Origin of the sequence: Mesobacillus thioparans, from assembly GCF_965138835.1 — a bacterium.
Taxonomy (GTDB): domain Bacteria; phylum Bacillota; class Bacilli; order Bacillales; family Cytobacillaceae; genus Mesobacillus; species Mesobacillus thioparans.
In genome coordinates, this window is the sequence record NZ_CBCSFH010000014.1 from 97879 (window position 1) to 118918 (window position 21040).

The 21040-nt window shown below is 45.3% G+C and carries 17 protein-coding genes and 1 rRNA gene; 14 read left to right on the top strand and 4 right to left on the bottom strand.

The window, feature by feature from the left end:
- The first annotated feature begins 23 nt into the window (after nt 1–23).
- The 3 genes from ACNAZ4_RS19490 to ACNAZ4_RS19500 all read left to right on the top strand — a co-directional run bounded on the left by ACNAZ4_RS19490 (nt 24) and on the right by ACNAZ4_RS19500 (nt 3820).
- Entirely contained in the window at nt 24–1625 is a 1602-nt protein-coding gene (locus ACNAZ4_RS19490) for an ABC transporter substrate-binding protein (protein WP_415817226.1), read from the top strand.
- A 272-nt stretch (nt 1626–1897) separates the two neighbouring features.
- A complete protein-coding gene (locus ACNAZ4_RS19495) occupies nt 1898–2902 on the top strand; it encodes an ABC transporter permease (protein ID WP_415817228.1) in 1005 nt (334 codons plus the stop codon).
- Between the two features lie 18 nt (nt 2903–2920).
- A complete protein-coding gene (locus ACNAZ4_RS19500; protein WP_415817230.1) occupies nt 2921–3820 on the top strand; it encodes an ABC transporter permease in 900 nt (299 codons plus the stop codon).
- A gap of 42 nt (nt 3821–3862) precedes the next feature.
- Here ACNAZ4_RS19500 and ACNAZ4_RS19505 read toward each other — a convergent pair whose 3' ends face one another.
- The 3 genes from ACNAZ4_RS19505 to ACNAZ4_RS19515 form a co-directional block, all read right to left on the bottom strand.
- A complete protein-coding gene (locus ACNAZ4_RS19505) occupies nt 3863–4945 on the bottom strand; it encodes an FUSC family protein (protein WP_415817232.1) in 1083 nt (360 codons plus the stop codon).
- 430 nt (nt 4946–5375) lie between these two features.
- On the bottom strand, nt 5376–9845 hold the full coding sequence (locus tag ACNAZ4_RS19510; RefSeq protein WP_415817234.1) for a glutamate synthase-related protein: 4470 nt from the start codon (nt 9843–9845) through the stop codon (nt 5376–5378).
- Between the two features lie 343 nt (nt 9846–10188).
- Nucleotides 10189–11484 (bottom strand): glutamate-1-semialdehyde 2,1-aminomutase, encoded by a 1296-nt coding sequence (locus tag ACNAZ4_RS19515; RefSeq protein WP_415817264.1) that lies wholly within the window; start codon nt 11482–11484, stop codon nt 10189–10191.
- Nucleotides 11485–11715: 231 nt separating this feature from the next.
- Here ACNAZ4_RS19515 and ACNAZ4_RS19520 point away from each other — a divergent pair, with 231 nt between their 5' ends.
- From ACNAZ4_RS19520 to perR, 9 genes are all read left to right on the top strand, one after another.
- Nucleotides 11716–12729: an ABC transporter ATP-binding protein gene (locus tag ACNAZ4_RS19520; RefSeq protein WP_415817236.1), complete on the top strand. Its 1014-nt coding sequence runs from the start codon at nt 11716–11718 to the stop codon at nt 12727–12729.
- Nucleotides 12722–13513: an ABC transporter permease gene (locus ACNAZ4_RS19525; RefSeq protein WP_415817238.1), complete on the top strand. Its 792-nt coding sequence runs from the start codon at nt 12722–12724 to the stop codon at nt 13511–13513. Before ACNAZ4_RS19520 ends, ACNAZ4_RS19525 begins: the two co-directional genes overlap by 8 nt.
- Before the next feature lie 3 nt (nt 13514–13516).
- On the top strand, nt 13517–14302 hold the full coding sequence (locus tag ACNAZ4_RS19530; protein WP_415817240.1) for an ABC transporter permease: 786 nt from the start codon (nt 13517–13519) through the stop codon (nt 14300–14302).
- Between the two features lie 561 nt (nt 14303–14863).
- Nucleotides 14864–15271, top strand: coding sequence for an ion channel (locus tag ACNAZ4_RS19535; RefSeq protein WP_415817242.1), 408 nt, complete (start codon nt 14864–14866; stop codon nt 15269–15271).
- A gap of 78 nt (nt 15272–15349) precedes the next feature.
- Nucleotides 15350–15817 (top strand): thioredoxin-dependent thiol peroxidase, encoded by a 468-nt coding sequence (gene bcp, locus ACNAZ4_RS19540; protein ID WP_415817244.1) that lies wholly within the window; start codon nt 15350–15352, stop codon nt 15815–15817.
- Nucleotides 15818–15943: 126 nt separating this feature from the next.
- Nucleotides 15944–16810: a TetR/AcrR family transcriptional regulator gene (locus ACNAZ4_RS19545; protein WP_415817246.1), complete on the top strand. Its 867-nt coding sequence runs from the start codon at nt 15944–15946 to the stop codon at nt 16808–16810.
- Nucleotides 16811–17060: 250 nt separating this feature from the next.
- The gene (locus ACNAZ4_RS19550) at nt 17061–18005 is read left to right on the top strand and encodes a D-2-hydroxyacid dehydrogenase (protein WP_415817248.1); all 945 of its coding nucleotides are present in this window, start codon (nt 17061–17063) and stop codon (nt 18003–18005) included.
- 3 nt (nt 18006–18008) lie between these two features.
- Nucleotides 18009–18560 carry a cob(I)yrinic acid a,c-diamide adenosyltransferase gene (locus ACNAZ4_RS19555; RefSeq protein ID WP_415817250.1) on the top strand — a complete coding sequence of 184 codons (552 nt, stop codon included), beginning with the start codon at nt 18009–18011 and terminating at the stop codon, nt 18558–18560.
- 110 nt (nt 18561–18670) lie between these two features.
- Nucleotides 18671–19114: a peroxide-responsive transcriptional repressor PerR gene (gene perR, locus ACNAZ4_RS19560; RefSeq protein ID WP_415817252.1), complete on the top strand. Its 444-nt coding sequence runs from the start codon at nt 18671–18673 to the stop codon at nt 19112–19114.
- A gap of 152 nt (nt 19115–19266) precedes the next feature.
- Here perR and ACNAZ4_RS19565 read toward each other — a convergent pair whose 3' ends face one another.
- Nucleotides 19267–19611 carry a YgzB family protein gene (locus ACNAZ4_RS19565; RefSeq protein ID WP_415817254.1) on the bottom strand — a complete coding sequence of 115 codons (345 nt, stop codon included), beginning with the start codon at nt 19609–19611 and terminating at the stop codon, nt 19267–19269.
- Nucleotides 19612–19768: 157 nt separating this feature from the next.
- Between ACNAZ4_RS19565 and ACNAZ4_RS19570 the strand changes: the two genes are divergently transcribed.
- Both ACNAZ4_RS19570 and ACNAZ4_RS19575 read left to right on the top strand, forming a co-directional pair.
- The gene (locus ACNAZ4_RS19570) at nt 19769–20644 is read left to right on the top strand and encodes a nucleotidyltransferase-like protein (RefSeq protein ID WP_415817256.1); all 876 of its coding nucleotides are present in this window, start codon (nt 19769–19771) and stop codon (nt 20642–20644) included.
- Nucleotides 20645–20962: 318 nt separating this feature from the next.
- Nucleotides 20963–21040: ribosomal RNA gene (locus ACNAZ4_RS19575) — 16S ribosomal RNA — on the top strand; the annotation flags it as partial.

Here is a 21040-nt window from a genome sequence, read left to right on the forward strand (position 1 = left end):
CCGAAAAAACAAGGGGGAAGAATATGAAAAGGCGTTTTGGATTGATGTTTTTTGCGTTTATCCTCATCCTTAGCATGGGCCTTGCCGGCTGTAATAATGATTCCGGCGGCAAGAAAACAGGCGGGGAATCTAGTTCTGACGGCGGATCATCGTCTGGCGGAACTCTGGTATTTGGCCGCGGCGGCGATTCAACATCGCTTGACCCAGCTGTAACTACAGAAGGCGAAGCTTTCAAAGTAACTAAAAACATCTATGAAACTCTTATCGAATTCGGTGAACAGGATACAGAAATCCATCCTGGTCTTGCAGAAGAATGGTCAGAGTCCGAAGATGGTTTGAAGCATACACTTAAACTGCGTAAAGGTGTTAAATTCCATGATGGCACTGACTTCAACGCCGAAGCTGTCGTTTTCAACTTCGAGCGCTGGAAAGCCGGAAACAAAGAACAATTCTATTACTACAACTCACAATTCGGTGATGTGATCAAAGAAGTGAAAGCAGTGGACGAGTATACTGTTGAATTCACACTGAACCGTATCCTTGCTCCATTCTACAAAAACCTTGCGATGTCACCTTTCGGGATTGCAAGCCCTGCTGCAATCGAGAAGTATGGTGATAAGTTCATTGAAAATCCTGTAGGAACTGGTCCATTTAAGTTCAAGGAATGGAAACGCAATGACAAAGTAACTTTGGTGAAAAACGAAGAGTACTGGGATAAAGGACTTCCAAAGCTTGATGAAGTCATCTTCCGCGTCATCCCTGAAAACTCAGCACGTCTGAATGCGCTGAACACTGGTGAAGTCGACATTATTGACGGAGTGAACTTCAGTGATGTCGAGTCAATCGAAAATAATAAAGATTTACAAACTTTCTACCGTCCTTCACTGAACGTTGCCTACCTTGGGTTGAACAACGAGCGCGGGCCGATGAAAGATAAAAAGGTACGCCAGGCATTGAATTATGCAGTAAATAAGCAAGCTCTGATCGACGCTTTCTATGCTGGTGCTGCAGAACCGGCCAAGAACCCTATGCCGAAAACGGTTGCTGGTTATAACGACGATGTAGAAGCTTATGAATATGACCCAGAGAAATCGAAGGAGCTCCTTAAGGAAGCTGGATATGAAGATGGCTTTGAAATGGAGCTATGGGCAATGCCAGTTGCAAGACCATATATGCCAGACGGCAAGAAAGTTGCCGAAGCACTTCAGAAAGACTTTGCTGAAGTGGGCGTAAAAGCAAAAATCGTTTCTTACGAGTGGGCAACATATCTTGAAAAAACGCGTGTCGGTGAAGCAGATACATTCCTGTTAGGCTGGACAGGTGACAATGGAGATGCTGATAACTTCCTGTACGTACTTTTAGACCAGGATAACATCGACAGCAATAACTATGCTCGCTATGCCAACAAGGAAGTGCATGACCTGTTCATCAAGGCTCAATCTACAAATGACCAGGATGAACGTGAAAAACTCTATAAAGAAGCTCAATTGTTAATCAAAGAAGATGCTCCTTGGATTCCACTTGTCCACTCTGAGCCTGCACTTGCAGGAAGAGCTGACGTTACTGGTTTCAAGGCACATCCGACAGGATCTGACCTGCTTGCAACGGTTGAATTCAAAAAATAATGCATCAGGAAGAGGGAGAACATATGCATTCTCCCTTTTCTTTTGGTAAAGGAAATTATTCAAATTAAGTAATGTCTAGCTCCAGCGCCTAGCCAGTTATCATCCCTGACATAGCATCCTCGAGTATCTTGCGAAAAGCGTTAGCTTTGAGCAGCTCGAGTCACTTCGGTCCGCCCAATGAAGTCAAAGAACGACTTCACCGGTCGGCCCTCCAGTGCTTGTCGGGGCTGACCAAGGCGCTTACGCTTTACATCAAGAAAAGAGGTGGGAAGGTGTTTGCCTATTCTGTCAGAAGAATATTTTCACTAATCCCTGTACTGTTGGGTCTATCACTTATTGTATTTTTCATGATCCGAGCAATCCCTGGCGACCCCGCCCAAGTCATTCTCGGACAGTTAGCGACTAAAGATGCGATTGCGGATTTAACGAGAGAGCTTGGACTCGACCAGCCGTGGTATGTGCAATATTTTAATTATCTTGGAGGGCTGATTACCGGGGACTTAGGACAATCTCTAAGGACGAAGTCAGAAATAAGCAGTGAAGTCTGGCCATATCTTGCCGCAACGATGGAACTTTCGTTTGTCGCAATGCTGATCGCGATCGTCATAGGTGTGAATGCGGGAATCATCAGTGCATGGTTCCAGAATTCCTGGTTTGATTACGGTGCAATGATATTTGCACTAGTCGGTGTATCGATGCCGATCTTTTGGCTGGGTTTGATGGAACAATGGATGTTCGCCATCAATCTTGATATCCTTCCGACCTCCGGGCGAGAAGAAGTAAGGAACCCGGTCGATGCAATCACGAATTTTTATATCATTGATACATTGATACAGGGGCGGACTGATCAGTTCGTCGAGGTACTTAAGCATCTCGTCCTGCCTGCTATGGCTCTGGCAACGATTCCGATGGCCATCATCGCAAGGATCACACGCTCGACTATGCTTGAGGTCATGAGGTCTGATTTTATCAGAACTGCAAGAGCGAAGGGATTGAGCATGTTCTGGGTTGTTTACAAACACTCCCTGAAAAATGCAATAATCCCGGTATTAACTATTATCGGTTTGCAGACAGGCCTTCTGCTTGGCGGTGCGATCCTGACCGAGACGATCTTCAGCTGGCCGGGGATTGGCCGATATATTTACGAAGCGATCAATTACCGCGACTATCCGGTGATCCAATCTGGCATCCTGATCATTGCTCTCATCTTTGTACTGATCAATCTAGTAGTGGACTTGTTATATGCAGCAATTGATCCTCGGATCAAATACCGTTGATGGAAGGGGAGAGAGCAGATGGAGATTTCAACGCAAAAACAAATGCAGCCGCCAATCGTGCAGGAAGAGGAAAAAGTGGCGTCTCCCTGGGCAGAAGCATGGTATAGTTTCAAGAAAAATAAGTTGGCTCTGGTTGGAACAGCGATCGTTTTATTCTTTATTTTGCTGGCAATCTTTGCCCCGCTGATTGCTCCGGAAGGCATCAATGACCAGAAAATGGAGGTCCGTCTCCAGGCTCCTTCAGCTGATCACTGGTTTGGGACTGATGATTTTGGCCGAGATATTTTATCCAGGGTAGTCTTTGGTGCACGTATTTCTTTATGGGTAGGAACCTTTGCGGTCATGGGCTCAATCATCGTAGGCTGCCTTCTCGGTATCCTTGCAGGTTATTATGGAAGATGGGTCGATACGATTATCTCAAGAACTTTTGATATTATGCTGGCATTCCCGAGCATCCTATTAGCAATTGCCATTGTTGCCGTTCTAGGACCTTCACTTAGAAATGCGCTCATTGCGATTGCGATCATCAATATTCCAAACTTCGGAAGACTGATCCGGTCGAGGGTACTTAGTGTTAAGGAAGAGGAATACATCATGGCAGCGAAGGCGGTCGGAATGAAGGACAGCCGGATCCTGTTCCAGCATATACTGCCAAATAGTATGGCGCCAATCATCGTCCAGGGCACACTGGCGATTGCAACCGCGATCATTGAAGCGGCCGCGCTTGGCTTCCTTGGCCTTGGTGCAGACGCGCCGAATCCCGAATGGGGAAAGATGCTGGCAGATGCAAAGGATTATATGATCCAGGCACCGTGGACCATGATTTTCCCAGGGCTTGCCATCATGCTGACCGTACTTGGTTTCAACCTGATGGGCGATGGCCTGAGGGATGCACTGGATCCTAGGATGAAGAGTTGATTCAATAGGTAAAGCAAAAAGCAGCTGATAACCCAGCTGCTTTTAAATTTCTGTATTTTGTTCAATCGTGATATTGCCGTCTTCTTTATGATAAGATTGGAAACTTGTCACGAGTTTATCAAGATGCTCCACATGCTCGCCATATTCCATGATGATCGAGACTAGCTGCATGACATGGTACAGCATCTGGCCGTTTGTTTGATCCAATTCGTTCCTCTGCGCCAAAAACAGCTCGAAAAGCTGCTTTTTGTTCAGGCACACCTCACCCTCGATATAGGATGCTTCAGGACGGACCTTCCCTACATACTTTAGCATGACCTGCTCATGGTGATTGATCAGGCAATCCAGCTGCTGCTGGATGACTTCCTGGAACTCAATGGGAAGCTGGTTGAATTCATTCTCATATCGATGGAGCCTCTTCAATGTTTCCAAAGATTTTTTCACTGTGCTGATCATCTGTCTATAGACGACGAGCTTACGCGATTTGGCAAGTGTATTGTGCTTTAAATAATCACGTTCTTCTTTGTACATCATATATAGCTGATCGAGCTTGATGATGCCCTCGCGCAGGTTCTCGATGTCCGCCTTAAGGAGCTGGTGCTCGGAGGCGTGGCGAGTGCTCAGCCTGATCCATTTCGTAATTTCCTCTGATAAAATCGAACTCTTGTAATAGAGTTTGTTTTCATACTTGGGAGGCAGGAATACCAGATTGACAATGAACGCCGACACAACCCCAAGCATGATGGTCGAGAAGCGGATCAAGGCAAACTGGATAAAATCATCGCCTGGCGTCTCCATGATCGCAATCAAGGTCACCATCGAGAGTGAAATCGTCTTTTCCAGCTTAAGCTTAAGGTTCAAAGTTATAACGAGTACCGCGGCAAGGCCGATGATGAAAATGCTGTTGCCAAACGCCATTACGAACAAGACAGCGGTCGCGGCGCCGATCAGATTGCCCTGGATATGTTCAATGATTGATTGATAAGAGCGGTATACAGTTGGCTGCAGGGCAAAAATTGCAGCAATCCCGGCAAATACCGGTGATGGCAGATTGAAAACATGCGATAAAAATAAAGCAAGAGTGATGGCAATTCCCGTTTTCAGAATGCGGGCACCAAGTTTCATTGAGTGAATTCCTTTCATTAGAGACAAAAAATCTCATTCGTTAACTGCAAAAATAGTGAAAGTATTTATACTTTAAACCATTTCGTTCAAAACTAAACAATTATGTACTATACAACGGATATCGAATAAGTTCAAGCAGCAATTTCCGAAAACCAAGCCTTTTTTTAAATGAAAGTGATTACATATCTATTGGAGAGGGATTTCCTTAGACTAAACTTTTCTAACATTATTGCAAATGTTTTGAGATATTCCTGAACAAGAAGAAATATTCCTTAAATACGGATTATAATCCTGAAAATCAAAATAGATTCCTGAAAATCAAAATAGATACCGGAAAATCTATCGTTTATTCCTGGATGGGACTAATTCGGGATTCTGGTAAAAATAAATGGCCCCGTTTTAGTAACGGGGCCATTATCATTTTCTTACATCATTCAGTTGAAACTGCCGGGTCTGCCTGCTCTTTGACAGGAACAACCTGGACAAAGTGATCTTCCGGATGCTCCATTAATAATGCAAGCTCTTTGGCCTCATTTTCCTGGCCATGTCGTGCGAGCATTTCAGTATAGGTTGTGAGCATTTCTTTTACATCCTGTATGCCTTTTACGGAAAGTGTCTCGATGGAAACCTTTGCGCCTTTGGCAATTCGGCGGCTGATGGCTTCTGTTGTCAGTCCCATCTCCGGCTGATGTCTCAGGTAGACGACACCGCCTGTCATGCCTGCGCAGATCCATGGTCCCGGATCTCCGAGAACAAGGCCACGGCCATTTGTCATATATTCAAACGCAAATCCTTTGATATTGGCATTGGTGCCGATGTTGCCGAATTCCTTTTCAGGGATTGGCTTCTTGACAAGTCCGCCGATGATCATATCGGCTCCTGATAAGCGGATTCCGGCACGCGCGTCTGCATTGCCCTGAGCGACGAGCAGACCTTTTTGTGCTCCATATCCAAAGCCTTTACCGACTGAACCATTATAGAAACCGCCATCCTTGCCCGGCGATTTCGCGATTAAAATCGCACCGCCAAATGAAGTCTTGCCGACTCCGTCCTGGCCGCCGCCGTCAATCTCGATATTGATGCCATCCGTGTTATAGGCGCCAAGTCCGTTTCCGAGAATGGAACCTTTGTAACGGAGAGAGACTGGCTGCAGGTTACGGTAGGAACCATCGAGCCGTCCTCGGACGCGGTGGCATGAAACCCTGCTGGCCAGCACGCGCTGTTCGGCAGTGACCGCCTTGAATTCGCGTGACTGATGAAGCTCTTCGTCGACCGCATCAAGATACTCTGCGCCTGCAGCGACTTGCAGCTGTGCGGATGCCATGTCAGCAGCCGCTTCTTTTTGCTGCATGATCTGTTTGATTTCCAGAGGCTTCAGCAGGTAGGTTAAATCAAGCAAGTCTTTTCCTTTGATCTGTTCCAGCAAATCCGAGCGGCCGACAGCATCCTGCAGATTCTTAATTCCCGCAGAGGCTGCAAGGGCCTTAAGTTCAGTTCCGAATGCCGTGAACAGGTTCATGATGCCCTGGACAGCAAGGTCGAACTGGCGCGGTACGAAACGGCGCAATCCGTGTTCTTTTGCTTGTGCTTCCGAGTCGATTTGCGTTGCGATGCCGACATGGCATGTATCCAGATGGCAGCCGCGGCAAGTTGTACAGCCGATGGCCAGCATTGACAGCGTCCCGAAACCAACGCGGTTTGCACCAAGTAGCATATATTTAATAACATCCTGGGCACTCTTCACGCCGCCGTCAGCCCAAAGCTCGACATTGTCGCGCAATCCTGCTTCAAGCAAGGCATTGTGTGCGGCCTTAATGCCGATTTCGGCAGGCAAGCCGACAAACTGGAGTGCGTGGATACGCGCAGCACCTGTACCGCCATCAAAACCGCTCAAGGTGATGATGTCAGCCCCTGCTTTGGCGATACCGACTGCAATCGTACCGATATTTGGAACGACAGGGACCTTAACGGCTACACGAGCCTGGTCATTGGCTGTCTTGAGTTCATGGATCATTTGCGCTAGATCTTCGATTGAATAAATATCATGGTTGTTTGATGGTGAAATCAAATCAGAGCCAATCGTCGCATTCCTTGCTTCCGCGATTTTAGCGGTAACCTTCGAACCAGGAAGGTGTCCGCCCTCACCAGGTTTCGCTCCCTGACCAATCTTGATTTCAAGAAGATTCGAAGAGTTCAGAAGCTCGGCATTCACACCGAAACGTCCGGAAGCAACCTGCTGGCCGCGCGTGCGCGGATACTTGCCAAGCATATCCTTGATCTCGCCGCCCTCGCCGTTCATGCTGATCATGTTCAAGCGGTCGGCACCTTCAGCGTATGCCCGGAATGCGGTTTCGTTTTGCGAACCGAATGACATCGATGCGATGACAAATGGAAGGCTGTGGTCACCGACACCAATTTCAACTTCTTCTGGTGAAACTCCAGTCTCAGCCTTCTTCAATCCAGTCAAATGGCGGATCGTGGTCGGGTTGCTGTCTTCCTGTTCGGAAATTTTCTCGCGGTAGACACTGTAGTCCCCGGTTGAAGCAACCTCACCAATCGCCTTCCAGATACGAGGGAAAAGGTGGAATGTCTTGCCGATTCGTTCTTTTTCGTTCAGGAAATCTTCCGCTCTTTTCAATGCATCTTCTTTCATTGCTTCGAAATTGTAAGCAAGTTCCTTGGAACCAAAGAAGTTCACGACCACTAAATAATCTGCTACTTCATCATTCAGGCCGATTGCCGAGAACAGACGGCCGTATCCGCGCAATTCATGGATACCGATTGTGGAAATGACCTTTTCAAGACCCTTCGTCAGCGCACTGTACAGATTCACAAGCGGCGTGATTGATTCATCAAGTACTGTCATGAACATATAATATGGGCTGACTGCGTCTGCGCCAAGGCCAAGTGCAACGATGATATCATGAAGCGATCTTAATGAAGCCGAACGCAACAGGAGTGAGCAGTCGCGTCGCAATCCTTCTTTTACAAGAGCCTGGTCGATCGCCGATACGACCAGATGCGGATCGAGCCACAGCGCATTTTCCTGGTGGGCCATTGCGTCATCAAGAACAAGCAATGTTTTGCCATCCTTCACAGCAGCAATCGCCTCAGCAGCCAGTCTCTCAAGTGCATCCTTGACTGTTTCATCATTGCGGAAAACTGTTTCCAGGTAGGCTGCAAGTTTGTCATCCTGGTAGCATTGGATGACTTGGTCCATGCTTGGCTGGCCTGTTTTCAGCGAAGCCTCATAGCCTGCTTTTCCTTCGATCAAAAGAGGAGTGAGCAATTCGACTACTTTTCCTGTTTCTGTTTTTCCGAAAAGCGAAGGGCGCTTGCCGAGTACAGTTCGCGTGGAAAAATGTTCTGCCTCGCGGTCACGGTCAATGGCAGGATTCGTTACGACTGCGACACTTTCTTTAATAAAATCAGCAATATTTTTGCGCTCTGGATTCATCGAAGCAAGCGGAGCGTCATGTCCAAGGGAGCGGATTGGCTCTGCCCCTTTTTCAGCCATCTGTTCGACGAGCTGGACGTGGTCACGTTCCCAGCCGAATGCTTTATATTGTCCGTTATGGATTTTATCCGGGTATGTCATTGTTACCGTTTTGGCAAGCTTTGCACCATCAAGGCGATGACGGGCTTCCTGGAAGGAAATCCGTCCGGAAAAACGCTGGTAAACCGCACTCTGGAACTGTTGCATTTCATATACTTCAATGGTGTCGCCGTTCCATTTCAGGCCGACCTTCTCGCCCGGTGCAAGTGGCTTGGGATCATTTGTGTATTCCGTTGACGAAATGATTCCCGGTTCTGATGAGAACAGGTATGAGCTTTCAGTTTCAACCATCCATAGAGGGCGCAGTCCAAGTGCATCCACACTGAATACTGCTTCGTCGGCAAATCGTGAAATGATGCCGGCTGGCCCCTGTGCGAAATGTCCCCATGCTTCGCGGATATAAGTATATAAATCTTGTAAATGCTCCGGATAAGCTTTGATTTCATTGATGATTGGCGGGAACATCATATCCATCGCCTCGAACAATGAGTAGCCATCACGGCAGATGAATGTTTCCAGCGTACGGCTTAAATCCTGTGAGTCACTGCCGTCCTTAACGAGCGGGACATTGACCATGCGCGCTTCGTCACGGAGCCTTGCGATCGTATTGATTTCTCCATTATGTCCGAGCACGCTGAATGGCTGTACACGAAAAAAGCTTGATAGAGTATTAGTAGAATAACGATTGTGCCCAAGAGTCATGGTCGAAGCGACGACCGGGCTGGCAAGGTCATAATAGTATTTTGGCAGGATGTCGCCTGCACCCATTACCTTGTAAACTGCATGATATTGGCTAAGCGAAGCCACATGCACCTGATTATTTTTCTCGAAATCTATGATCATATTAAACAATTTGCCTGAAAGTTCCTGTCCTACTTCGTCTGCAAGGAATGCGAACTGCCAGAATACAGGGTTTTCCTGGATGGCAATTGGGCCGAGTGCTTCAGGATTTGTCACTTCAACAGAAGAAAAGATGAGTTTCAAGTTGTTTTCTGCAAGCTTTGCCTCAAGCTCATCGCAGATTGCCTTGGCCTGGTCGGTCCTCGAGATAAAAACATGTCCGACGACGAAGTTTTCTTTGTCGACAGCGCTGGCATCCACACCAGCTTCAGAGAGCTTTTCCTTCCAAAGCGCTCGTGGAATGTCAATGTGCACACCAACTCCATCACCTTCGCCATTGATAAAGCCAGCACGGTGGTTCATGGTGACGAGGCCATCAATACAGTGGAAAATATTCTCGCGCGTAGGGGTTTTCTTTTTTTCGATGCTGGCTACAATTCCGCATGCATCATGTTCGAATTTTGAAAAATCTTTGAATTGGGAAGGGTTCCATTGTGTTGTCATAAAAAGTCGGCTTATAAAGTGTTCCTTAAAGCCGGTTCACCTCCTGAAAAATTATCTATGTCTTGTCGTTTGATAGCTTGGTACATGAGGGTATAACACTTAGACGGGAATTTAAAGCAGGGATTTAAAGCGGCCACTTAAATGGCGAATTTTAAGAATATTAATAGCAACTATATCATAAGAATTTTCAGAAATCAATTAATTATACATATTTTTGGATGACAGGAAAGACGAGAGGGTTATAACAGTAATGAAAATAACTTGTAATGTAAACGTTTTCATTCAGGAGTAAAAAAATAACAGGCACCGAAGCGATGCCTGTTATGTATAAAAAACTGTATATTTATTCACTTGCCATTGAATAAAAAGCCTGATCAACTGCATGGAGGGTAGCTTCGATATCTTCCTGTGTATGTGCAATCGTCACAAACCATGCTTCATATTTCGATGGTGCAAGGTTGATTCCCTGCTGCAGCATCAGGTTGAAGAAGCGTGCAAACATTTCGCCGTCTGTGTTCTCGGCCTGTTCGTAGTTTTCAATCTTCTCAGTTGTAAAGTAAATCGTGAGAGCACCTTTCAGGCGATTGATCGAGATTGGGATGCCGTGCTTGTTTGCTGATGCTGTGATCCCTTCCTCGAGCATCGCGCCAAGCTGATCGAGGTACTCGTATACACCATCCTGTTTCAGGACTTCCAGGCAGGCGATTCCGGAAAGGATGGAAGCCGGGTTGCCAGCCATTGTGCCAGCCTGATAAGCAGGGCCAAGCGGAGCGACTTTTTCCATGATTTCAGCACGGCCGCCGTAAGCGCCGATTGGCAATCCGCCGCCGATGATTTTTCCCATCGCTGTCAGGTCAGGCGTAATTCCCAGTAAGTCCTGTGCTCCGCCGTACATAAAGCGGAAGGCTGTGATGACCTCATCGAAAATGATCAGGGATCCAGCCTGATGAGTAAGCTCCTTCACTTCCTCAAGGAAGCCTGACTTAGGCTCGACGATCCCGAAGTTGCCGACAATCGGCTCCACCAAAACTGCCGCAATTTGGTCTCCCCATTTTTCAAGTGCTTCCTTAAAAGGTTCAATATCATTGAATGGGACTGTAATGACTTCCTGGGCAATGCTCTTAGGCACGCCAGCCGAGTCAGGTGTTCCAAGGGTGGACGGCCCTGAACCTGCCGCGACAAGTACCAGGTCAGAGTGGCCGTGGTAGCAGCCGGCAAACTTGATGATTTTATCGCGGCCTGTATAAGCACGGGCAACGCGGATCGTCGTCATGACTGCTTCTGTGCCGGAATTGACGAAACGCACCTTATCCATAGCAGGCATCGCTTCCTTCAGCATTTTTGCGAATTTGACTTCATGAGGGGTTGGCGTTCCATATAATACTCCCGATTCGGCAGCTCTTTTGATCGCTTCGGTAATATGCGGGTGGGCATGACCGGTTATGATTGGGCCATATGCTGCCAGATAATCGATATATTGATTGCCATCCACATCCCAGAAGTAGGCACCCTGGGCGCGTTCCATCACAACAGGGGCGCCGCCGCCGACTGCCTTGTAGGATCGGGAGGGGCTGTTAACGCCTCCGACGATATGTTCAAGTGCTTCATTATGTATTCGCTCAGAATTCGTTCTTTGCATCATTAAACCTCCTAAATAAGACTGCCTAACTATTTTATCATTAATTTTAATTTTTACCGATTGTTTCATTTTTCGTTCATTTATCCTGGCTCTTTGTTCTCGATGAACTAACAACTTTCCTCCTTATTAGGGTTAAACTACCCTTGAAAAGACGATGGCAATCAGGCATAGCATTTGTTTTAGCCAGGAGGATTGGCTAAACTGTTTGAGTGACCAAAGGAGGAAATATAGATGAACGCAATTGAAGTGAACGGGTTGCGGAAGGAATTCAAGGCTTATTCCAGCCGTGCCGGATTATCGGGAGCCTTCCGTGATCTTTTTACCCGAAATTATAAAGTTGTTCCTGCAGTGAACGATATCAACTTTAATGTCAAACAGGGAGAGATGGTCGGATACATCGGCGAAAATGGCGCCGGGAAATCGACGACCATCAAGATGCTGACCGGGATCCTTACCCCGACTTCTGGGAGTGTCATCGTTAATGGCATGAATCCTCATAAGGAAAGGGAAAGATTCGTCCAGACGATTGGCGTCGTGTTCGGCCAGCGTTCCCAGCTCTGGTGGGATATCGCTGTCCAGGAATCGTTCCGCCTGCTGAAAAAAGTATATAAAGTTTCGGATGCTCAGTATAACGAGCATATGGACCATGTCATCAAAACGCTTGATTTGGAACCCTTGCTCGATAAACCAGTAAGAAAGCTTTCGCTCGGGCAGCGGATGCGCTGCGAGCTTGCGGCCGCGCTGATTCATAACCCGCCGCTGCTGTTCCTTGATGAGCCGACGATTGGTTTGGATGTGCTTGTTAAGCTGAAGATCAGAGAGTTTTTAAAAGAAATCAATGAAAAATACAACACGACAATTCTGCTCACGACGCATGACCTGACTGATATTGAGGCATTATGTGAGCGGGTCGTTATGCTTGATGAAGGAAATATCATCTATGATGGCGCACTGAAAAGTCTGAAGGAGAGATGGGGAGAGGGGAAGGAAATCAGTTTTGAGTTCCTCGAACCTGCTGATATCAGCCATCTCGAATCGTTGACGGCCGACCTTGATATCAAATGGGAGCTGGATGAGAAGACTCAGACCTTCACCGCGATGACGGGAGACGATGAGGAAACTGTGTCACAGGTCATTGCCCAGACGGTGGCAGCCTATAAGGTCAGGGACGTGAAAATCAATGAGCCATCCACAGAGGAGATCATCCGCAATATCTATGACAAAGGAATGGCGCTCAATGGATAAATACATTGAAATGATCCGCATCCGGTTTCTGATGATGCTGGCGTACAGGACTAACTACTATACGGGAATCTTAATCTACAGCATCAATATCGGAGCTTACTACTTTCTTTGGAATGCGATTTATGGCGGGAAGAGTGAAATTGAGGGCTTGAGTGCCGTCCAGATGACCACATATGTAGCGGTTGCCTGGATGGCGCGGGCATTTTATTTTAACAATATCGACCGGGAAATGGCGACGGAAATCAAGGAAGGCAAGGTAGCCGTTGAATTGATCAGGCCATACAGCTACCTCGGCATGAAAACGATGCAGGGTTTGGGAGAAGGGATTTTCAGGCTGTTCTTCTTCTCGGTGCCAGGCATGGTCATCGTGGCCCTGATTTTCCCTATGGAATTTTCAGCGGATGCTGCGACCTGGGGATTGTTCGCAATCTCGATTGTACTAAGCTTTTTCATCAACACACAATTGAACCTGCTGACAGGAATCACGACTTTCTTCTTATATAATAATACAGGCCTGATAAGGGCAAAGCGTGTCCTGATTGATTTGTTTTCAGGATTGCTGCTGCCGATCAGCTTCTTTCCAGGCTGGGCCCAGGAAATCATGAGGTTCCTGCCGTTCCAGGGAATCAGCTATGTCCCAAGCATGATTTTCACGAATGGCTTCACAGGGAGCGAGGCAGTTGAAGGCCTTTTGCTTCAGGCAGCATGGGTGTTGATATTGGTGATCCCAACCCAGATCCTATGGGTCATCGCAAAAAAACAATTGATCATACAGGGAGGGTGACGAGTGTTTTACATTAGCATGTTTTTTCAGTATGTCGCCCAGTATATGAAAACAAGGCTCGAATACCGGGCAGATCTGGTTGTCGAGATATTTTCGGATTTATTGTTCCAGGCCGTCAACCTGATTTTTATCCTGGTGGTATTCGACCATACCGAATTCCTGAACGGCTGGAGCCGGGATGAGATCATCTTTATATACGGTTTTTTCCTTGTGCCATATGCGCTTTTTTCATCATTCTTCAATATCTGGGATTTCAATGAGCGCTATATTGTAAAAGGCGAACTTGACCGGATTTTGACGAGGCCGATTCACAGCCTGTTCCAGATCATCCTCGAACGGATGGAGCTGGAATCCCTGTTCGGAGCGCTGACTGGCCTGGCTGTCATGTTTTATGCCGGCAGCCGTCTCGGTCTCGAGGTGAGTTGGTCAGATCCTTTCTTGTTTGTCTTATTTGTTGTGGGCGGTGTCCTTGTATACGCCGGGATCTTCGTTTTGATCGCCTGCATCAGCTTCTGGGCAGACGCGCGCACATCGATCATGCCGATGATGTACAATATCGGGAACTACGGCCGCTATCCTGTTGATATCTATAACAAAGCAATCCGGTTTGTGCTGACATGGATTCTGCCGTTCGCCTTCGTCGGAGTATATCCAGCTGCCTATTTCCTCGGACGTGATGAATGGTATGGATATTCATTTTTGACACCAGTAATCGGACTCGCCTTTTTCACTCTGTCTGTATTCGTTTGGAACGAAGGCGTTAAAAGATACCGGGGAGCAGGGAACTGAGTTTAATAGGAGAAAGATACCCTTATGGAGTCCGAAACAGCACGATAAGGGTACCATTATAGTGGAAAGGTGCCCTTATGGAGCCCGAACCAGCATGATAAGGGTATCATTATAGGGGAAAGATGCCCTTATGGAGCCCGAACCAGCATGATAAGGGTATCATTATAGTGGAAAGATGCCCTTATGGGGTCCGAAACAGCACGATAAGGGTACCATTATAGTGGAAAGATGCCCTTATGAAGCCCAACCTAGCATGATAAGGGTATCATTACACGGAAAGATGCGCTTATGAAGCTCCATAAGGGTACCATTACAGAGGAAAGAAGCCCTTATGAAGCCCGCCCCCGCTCTATAAGGGCAACATTAATGAGCAATAAGCCCAAATCACGTTACCGCAGCAATGAATTTTGCTGCGGTCTTTTTATGATTTTGGAAGGATCTTGGATTGTAATGAGGAAAACCGCCTGAAGCCCTAACCTCAAAGAACGAGTGTACTAGCTGTCATACTCCTATTTTTAGCAGCGTATAGTGAAGGGAGAGAGACGGAAATGAGGCTTGAAAATGCAATTTTACATTTCGATCTTTTTGATTGTGTTAGCGATTCTTTTGAGTTTGCGGACGTTATTCATTCCTCATAAGATTAAAGGCAAGCAGGTCTCGTTTGAGAATTTCGTCACGCTTGCATTGATTTATGCGACGGTGATGGCTGGGTTTGGTTTATTGTATTATTTGCTTGATCTGAAGGGAATCTGGGTGCTGTCGGATGTAAGCATGCGCCCTAGTACCTCTTCATATCAAAGGATGTCCACAAGCATGTACTTCAGTGCCATCACCTTGTTTTCTGTTGGGTATGGTGATATTGCACCGGTCGGGTTCGGCAGGGCAATTGCTGTTTTGGAAGCGCTAATTGGTTATACGATTCCGGCTGCGTTTGTAACGAGAGCAATGTTTGACCAAAAACGTTCCTGAAGTGTTCCTTAGATTTGTATTCCAATCCGAAATTAGATACGCTAGTGGTACTAGATCTAACACATGGAGGGATACACAATGGCACTGGCTATAGGTGAAAAAGCGCCGGCGTTCGAACTGCCGGCAAGCAATGGAGAAACAGTAAAACTTTCTGATTTTGCAGGCAAGAATGTGGTACTTTATTTTTACCCGAAAGATATGACACCAGGCTGTACAACAGAAGCATGTGATTTCCGTGATCACCATGAAAGCTTTGAGGGAGTGAACGCTGTCATTGTTGGGGTGAGCCCTGATCCGATTAACCGGCATGAAAAATTTATCGAAAAACATGGTCTGCCTTTCCTTCTTCTTGCGGATGAAGAGCATAAAACGGCTGAGGATTATGGGGTATGGCAGCTGAAGAAAAACTTCGGCAAAGAATACATGGGCATCGAAAGGTCAACCTTCATAATTGATAAGGACGGCAATCTTGCCAAGGAATGGAGAAAAGTTAAAGTAAAGGGCCATGTGGAAGAGGCGCTGGAATTCATTAAAGAAAACCTGTAAATATAGAGGCAGCCAGAGTGGGCTGTCTTTATTGCTGTTTTGATGCTGGTTTTAAGATATAATAGGATAAAATCTTATTACTATGACCAGTCAGTCAATTGAAGGTATGTTGGGGAGGCACAAAAGGTGAAGGAAAAAGAAAAAGCAATCATCGAAGCAGCGATCAAGCTGTATGCGACGAAAGGGTTCGCTTCTACCTCGATCCAGGAAATCGTCACGGAAAGCGGGATTTCCAAGGGCGCTTTTTATCTTTATTTCAAATCCAAAGAAGCTTTATTGATCGCAATCCTTGAATATTATTTTGATTATATCCAAAATAAGCTGGAAGTGTTTGAAAACGAGAACCTGCCTCCAAGGGAAAAGTTTGCGCTTCAGCTGACAGCCTTATTCAACACCATGCTTGAGCATAAAGAATTCATCATCATGCAATCGAGAGAACAGGCAATTCCTTTGAATGAAGAGGTAAAGGAATTGATGATCCGTAAGTATTACGAAGCGCAAATGTTTTATCAAGGGAGTTTGCGAGCAATCTACGGAAAAAGGGCCGAACCGCATCTCTGGGATATGGCGCTTATGCTTGAAGGATTCTTTAATTCTTATATAAAGCTGCTTCTTTTCAATCCTGATGGATTCAAAATCGATGAATTAGTCGGATACATGCTGAGAAGAGTTGATTCATTGGTTGACGGATTGCAGGGAGAGGAGCCGTTGGCAACAGAAGAAAAAGTCGATGAGCTGATAAAAAAAACAAAGGCATACTTCCTGACAGATGGCCAGGACATGAAAAAGGTCATCAATAAAATGAAAAACGCAGTTGCAGATCTTAAGAATAGAGATGACTTGCTCATTACACTGGATGTACTTGAAAGTGAGATTGAAAGGGATGCACCCCGTATCCCGGTAATCCAGGGAATGCTGTCAAATCTCAACGACGAGCCATCGCTTGATTTGTATCGTCAAGCAATCGTAAAAAAATATGACCTGAAGGGATAAATTCTCCGCCTATTTTTATCAATACAGGCTACTGTCCATTCATTTAAGCCGTAAGTGAATATCATTGTATTAGGGCATACCTCCTCAAACATTTTAGCGGGCTTAACTGGCCCGCCTTTTTTATGGAAAAAAACATTGATATTTAAGCTCTCAAGTCCAGGTTCGGTTTTTTTCAGGCTTGGAAGTTGTTTAATTAAGTGAAAATTAATACAATTAATAGTACTACACTAGAACGAAGGGGTGGGTACTCATGAAAATTTATTCCTCGATTCTTCCGGCTGAAACATTGCAGGAAGAGGTGAAAAAGGAATTCCCTCAAGTGAGTTTCGAATTCCATAAAGGAATCAAGGAAGAGTTGTTTTTAGAAGCAGAGGTTTTCCTTACATATGGTGAAGATTTGACAGATGAATTGATCGGGAAAGCAGATAAGCTCAAATGGATCATGGTCATGTCTGCCGGTTTGGATAAAATGCCATTTGAAGCGTGTAAAGAACAGGGAATCCTTGTGACGAATGTCAGGGGAATCCACAAAATCCCGATGGCCGAGTTCACAATTGGCATGATGCTGCAGCATGTGAAACAAATGAAATCATTATGGTCCAATGAACAAAGCAAATCATGGGAACGTAAATTGCCGATGGGGGAATTGTACGGCAAGGCATTGCTCATTCTAGGTATAGGGGCAATCGGGGGAGAAGTGGCCCGTCTGGCAAAAGCGTTTAATATGAATACGATTGGTGTGAACCGGAGTGGCCGCGAAGCCGAATGGGCGGACGAGACTTATACGATGGAAAACTTCAGGGATGCTTTGCCCAAAGCGGATTTCATTGTTTCGGTGTTGCCAAGTACTAATGAAACGAGACACTTCCTTGACCTGAGCGATTTTGAATTAATGAAAGATACAGCCGTTTTCATCAATATCGGCCGTGGCGATTTGGTTCAAGGTGAGATATTACTGGCTGCGCTTAAGGAAAATAAGATAGCTCACGCTTATTTGGATGTTTTCTACAACGAACCATTAAACGAAAACCATCCCTTCTGGACAATGGACAATGTAACCGTCACACCTCATATCTCAAGTCTGACGAAAAATTATTTGCCAAGGTCCTTTGAAATTTTCAAGAAAAATCTTCATACATATCTTAATAAAGCCAATGATTTCATCAATATAATCGACATGGACAGGGGGTACTAGGAAATGAAAATCTACACAAAGACTGGGGATAAAGGAACGACCTCGCTTATTTACGGCACAAGGGTAGCAAAGAATGATAAACGTGTTGAAGCATACGGAACATGTGATGAAACCAATTCGATGATAGGCCTCGCACTCAGTTACCTGAATGGAGAATATTTCGACGAAAAAGAAGAAATGCAGAAGGTTTTCCATAAGATCCAGACAGTATTGTTCCATGTGGGAGCGGAACTGGCGACTCCTCCTGGTAAAGAGGTGAAATGGGTGCTTGAAGCAAAGGATATAGAAGAACTGGAGAAGAAGATTGATGACTTGGATGCAGCCCTCCCGCAATTGACGAACTTCATTCTTCCTGGGGGCCACCAGGCCGGAGCAGCGCTTCATGTAGCAAGGACAGTTGCGAGAAGAGCGGAACGCCAGGCTGTTGAACTGGGAGATGAAGTTAACCCGCTTGTCCTGTCCTATTTGAACCGTCTGTCGGACTTCCTGTTTGTCGCCGCAAGGTATGTGAACATGAACCTGGGATCAAAAGAACAAACACTGCATCAGGGTTGAAATTTAAGAATGTTAGTGGGGTAGCAATATTGACAAAAGTGGAATAAAATTAGTACACTAATTATAAATATTATAAAATAAGAATAATAATCTAAAAAGAAGTGAGGTGCATGGCGGTGGTACAGAGTCAGTTAAAAGAAGCCCTGGATTCCTTGAAGGATACAGGAGTCCGTATTACTCCGCAACGTCATGCGATACTCGAGTATTTAATAAACTCAATGTCGCACCCTACAGCTGATGAGATCTATAAAGCGCTTGAAGGTAAATTTCCTAATATGAGTGTAGCGACGGTTTATAACAATTTGAGAGTATTCCGTGAAGTTGGATTGGTCAAAGAACTGACATATGGAGATGCCTCCAGTCGTTTTGACTTTGTGACTTCCCATCATTACCACGTCATCTGTGATGAATGCGGAAAAATCGTTGACTTCCATTACCCTGGCCTTGATGAAGTTGAACATTTGGCCTCTCATGTAACAGGGTTTAAAGTCGGTAACCATAGAATGGAAATATACGGTACTTGTCCTGAATGCTCGGTAAAGGAAGCTCATTAATACTAATGACTGATGGCATATGCTATCAGTTTTCTTTTTTGCGTAGGTTCTGCTTCTGCTGTTTTTCCGTCCGTAATAACGATTGTGTGTGTTCAGAAAAAACAACCCTGCAGCAAATAAAAAAAGAACTCGGGGTTTGCCGAGTTCTTTTTTTATTGCTTTCGATTGTATTGTTCATCGAACTCCTTGCCTTCCAGGGACTGATCAAGAGTCAATGGTTCGTTGCAATACATGCACATGTCCACTCTGCCAAGCATTTTCGTTTGTTTCCCGCAATTAGGACAAACTACCTGGATTGTCTTGGTCGATAACAATCCAATCCAGAAATAGACGACTGTGCTGGCGATGATGAACAGCAATCCCAGGATCATAAAAATGCTCATGACCAAAAAATGACTGCGGAAGAAAATGCCCGCATACATGACGATGAAGCCGATGAAAATCAGGCTAAGCGCAAAAGTGCGGATTTTATTTATTTTACTAGAATATTTACCCATTGGTATTTCCCTCCCTGAAATCTAACTATATCATACTCTTTCCGGCAAGATAATCATAAAAAGTCCTCGGAGATGTCGAAAATTGTCTGGAGGAAATGCAGGAGATTTTATATAATTGTCGAACATATATGCTAACAAACAAATGGAGGAGTTTAATATGGAGGATATCCTTCGTTCGATTTATCAAGAACGTGCAAGCCACCCAAACACCGTAGGAGTGGTCGCGGTGGAAAAGAGGCACAAAGCAATCGCGGCGACCGATACATTTGATGTCATCTTGCTGATTATAGTGAAAGAAAATAACGAACCAGTGTTTATTAAACATTATTCCTATCAGGATAAAAAAGCAGCCATGCACATTGTGACCGAAAAGCAAATCAATGATTGGCTCCTGACTGGCAGCAATAAAAAGATCTTTGATTGGCTTTATAATGGGAAGATACTTTTTGATCGGAATGAAAATATCGCGAATCTAAAACATGAACTAAGAGAATTCCCTTTTTTCGGCCGGAAAATCAAAATGGGAATCGAGTTTGCCAAATTGATTAGAAGGTATTCCGATGGCAAGATGCTGTTTGATAACTTTAATTATCTGGATGCTTACAATCATGTGGTGCATTCATTGCATCATCTTGCAAGACTTGCAGTCATAGAGAATGGCTTCCATCCCGAAGTAACCGTCTGGCATCAGGTGAAGCAAATTGAACCGGAAATCTATAAATTGTATGAAGAGTTGATTTGCAGTGAAGAGACACTGGAGAAGAGGCTCGAGTTATTGTTCCTGGCAAGTGAATTCCTGATCCATAAAAGGACAAAGGTAGGGAGCCAGCATTTGGTGGAAGTGCTGGAAAGTGAAGACTATTGGGCGTTCAATGACCTGATGTCCCATCCTGAACTTTTACCGTATTCTGTCGACTTAGGCATCCTCGTAGAGTATTTGATTGATAAGAAAATCCTTGAAGTAGTCAATATCGAAACAAAAGGCCAGGGGATTTATCACAGATATTATAAGGTTGCTGAAAAGTTATCCTGAAAAAATGAAAAAACCTATTGACCATTTAAAAATTACTTGGTATATTAATAACCGTCGCTGCGGAACACAGCAAAAACATTTTCGCGGCAGACGGTTCACAACTTAAAAAGTATTTTTCACTGAAAAACATTTTTAGAAAAAAGTGTTGACAGAAAAAATGCTCAATGGTATATTGGTAAAGTCGCTTCTGGGCGACATGCTAACTAATTTGCTCTTTGAAAACTAAACAAACAAGCGTCAACAAACAATATTATCATGCTTCTATTATATAGAAGACATGAGCCAACGTTTTAACTTTATGAGCTAACTCATAACTCTTTTTTGGAGAGTTTGATCCTGGCTCAGGACGAACGCTGGCGGCGTGCCTAATACATGCAAGTCGAGCGGATCTTCATT

Excerpts from the sequence above, each read along its gene's own strand:
- ACNAZ4_RS19535 (WP_415817242.1), top strand. The coding sequence starts at position 14,864 with ATGCAATTTTACATTTCGATCTTTTTGATTGTGTTAGCGATTCTTTTG.
- ACNAZ4_RS19500 (WP_415817230.1), top strand. The coding sequence starts at position 2,921 with ATGGAGATTTCAACGCAAAAACAAATGCAGCCGCCAATCGTGCAGGAA.
- ACNAZ4_RS19525 (WP_415817238.1), top strand. The coding sequence starts at position 12,722 with ATGGATAAATACATTGAAATGATCCGCATCCGGTTTCTGATGATGCTG.
- ACNAZ4_RS19505 (WP_415817232.1), bottom strand. The coding sequence starts at position 4,945 with ATGAAACTTGGTGCCCGCATTCTGAAAACGGGAATTGCCATCACTCTT.
- ACNAZ4_RS19490 (WP_415817226.1), top strand. The coding sequence starts at position 24 with ATGAAAAGGCGTTTTGGATTGATGTTTTTTGCGTTTATCCTCATCCTT.
- ACNAZ4_RS19565 (WP_415817254.1), bottom strand. The coding sequence starts at position 19,611 with ATGGGTAAATATTCTAGTAAAATAAATAAAATCCGCACTTTTGCGCTT.
- ACNAZ4_RS19570 (WP_415817256.1), top strand. The coding sequence starts at position 19,769 with ATGGAGGATATCCTTCGTTCGATTTATCAAGAACGTGCAAGCCACCCA.
- ACNAZ4_RS19520 (WP_415817236.1), top strand. The coding sequence starts at position 11,716 with ATGAACGCAATTGAAGTGAACGGGTTGCGGAAGGAATTCAAGGCTTAT.
- bcp (WP_415817244.1), top strand. The coding sequence starts at position 15,350 with ATGGCACTGGCTATAGGTGAAAAAGCGCCGGCGTTCGAACTGCCGGCA.
- ACNAZ4_RS19555 (WP_415817250.1), top strand. The coding sequence starts at position 18,009 with ATGAAAATCTACACAAAGACTGGGGATAAAGGAACGACCTCGCTTATT.
- ACNAZ4_RS19515 (WP_415817264.1), bottom strand. The coding sequence starts at position 11,484 with ATGCAAAGAACGAATTCTGAGCGAATACATAATGAAGCACTTGAACAT.
- ACNAZ4_RS19510 (WP_415817234.1), bottom strand. The coding sequence starts at position 9,845 with ATGACAACACAATGGAACCCTTCCCAATTCAAAGATTTTTCAAAATTC.
- ACNAZ4_RS19550 (WP_415817248.1), top strand. The coding sequence starts at position 17,061 with ATGAAAATTTATTCCTCGATTCTTCCGGCTGAAACATTGCAGGAAGAG.
- perR (WP_415817252.1), top strand. The coding sequence starts at position 18,671 with ATGGCGGTGGTACAGAGTCAGTTAAAAGAAGCCCTGGATTCCTTGAAG.